This is a genomic window from Microbacterium sp. NPDC078428 (assembly GCF_044542535.1).
Classification (GTDB): Bacteria; Actinomycetota; Actinomycetes; order Actinomycetales; family Microbacteriaceae; genus Microbacterium; species Microbacterium limosum.
In genome coordinates this window covers 1-1,407 of record NZ_JBITUP010000016.1, presented here as the reverse complement: position 1 = coordinate 1,407, position 1,407 = coordinate 1, and the positions used below count along the sequence as shown (strand labels likewise).

General features: G+C 67.0%; 1 pseudogene. It reads right to left on the bottom strand.

The features are described from left to right. Positions 1 to 58: 58 nt before the first annotated feature. Positions 59 to 1,239 (bottom strand): annotated as a pseudogene (locus tag ACIGCK_RS14780) (IS256 family transposase). Positions 1,240 to 1,407: the final 168 nt, after the last annotated feature.

Genomic DNA, 1,407 nt, shown 5'->3' with positions numbered 1-1,407 from the left:
GTGACGTCCCGCTGAGTGGTGGAGTTTCTCAACACCGTGCGGGATCAGCTGATTGGGATTATGCCGCGGTCAGTTCCGGGATCGCCACCTCCTCGGGTTCGGCGAGCAGGAGCGCCATGGAGTGCTCGCTGAAGTAGCGGCGTCGGCGCCGTCCCATTCGTCGTGCTGCTCGATCAGGACATGCCCCGCGAGGCGTAGCAGCGCGGCCGGGTTCGGGAACGTGCCGACCACGTCGGTGCGGCGCTTGATCTCCTTGTTGAGCCGCTCCAGGGGGTTCGTGGACCAGATCTGACGCCAGTGCGCGACCGGGAACGCGGTGAACCCGAGCAGGTCGTCGCGGGCCGTCTCGAGCATGTCCGCGATCTTCGGGTGCGACCGGCTCAGCATCCGCACGACCTCGTCGAACTGGGCGTAGACGTGCTCCGGGTCGGGCTGCGCGAAGATCGTGCGGATGATCGACGCGACCATCGGCCCCGCCGCCTTCGGCACGTTGGCAAGCACGTTCCGCATGAAGTGGACTCGGCAGCGTTGCCAGCTCGCGCCGGCGAACACGGTCTGGATCGCGGCGATCAGCCCGGTGTGTGCGTCCGAGATGACCAGCTGCACCCCACCCAGGCCGCGCGCCTTCAGGGAGCGGAGGAACGTGGTCCAGAACGGCTGCGATTCGGTCTCGCCGACCTCGAAGCCGAGGATCTCCCGGCGGCCGTCCGCCGAGACGCCGACCGCGACCTCGACCGCCTGCGAGACCACCCGGCGGCCGACGCGGGCTTTGCAGTAGGTCGCGTCGAGGAACACATACGGGTAGGACTGATCCGCGAGCGGTCGGTCGCGGAACGCGGCGACGTCCTCGTCGAGGTTCTGGCAGATCCGCGACACCTCCGACTTCGAGATGCCGGTATCCGCGCCCAACGCCTTGACGAGGTCGTCGACCTTACGGGTCGAGACGCCGTGCACGTACGCCTCCATCACCACCGCGAACAGCGCCTGATCGACCCGGCGGCGCCGCTCCAACAGCGACGGGAAGAAGGACCCGGTGCGCAACTTCGGGATCCGCAGTTCGAGTTCGCCCGCGGTCGTGGTCAGGGTACGCAGCCGGGCGCCGTTGCGCTGGGCGGTGCGGTCCGGGGTGCGTTCGAACGGGGCGGCACCGATGAACGCGGCAGCTTCCGCATCGATCAGCTCCTGATAGAGCGTCTCGGTCGCTGTCCGGATCCGGTCGGTGACATCGGTGAGCTTCAGTTCCCCGAGGAGCTCGAGGAGGCAGACTGGTCAAGAGCCATCGTGCGTTTGTGTCTTCCTGTGTGAGTAGCTTTAGTCGGTTCTCACCTGACCATCGCACGATGGCTCACCACGTCAACGACGTGACACTCGAGCCCAGGAACTACACCACCCCAGGGGACGTCACCC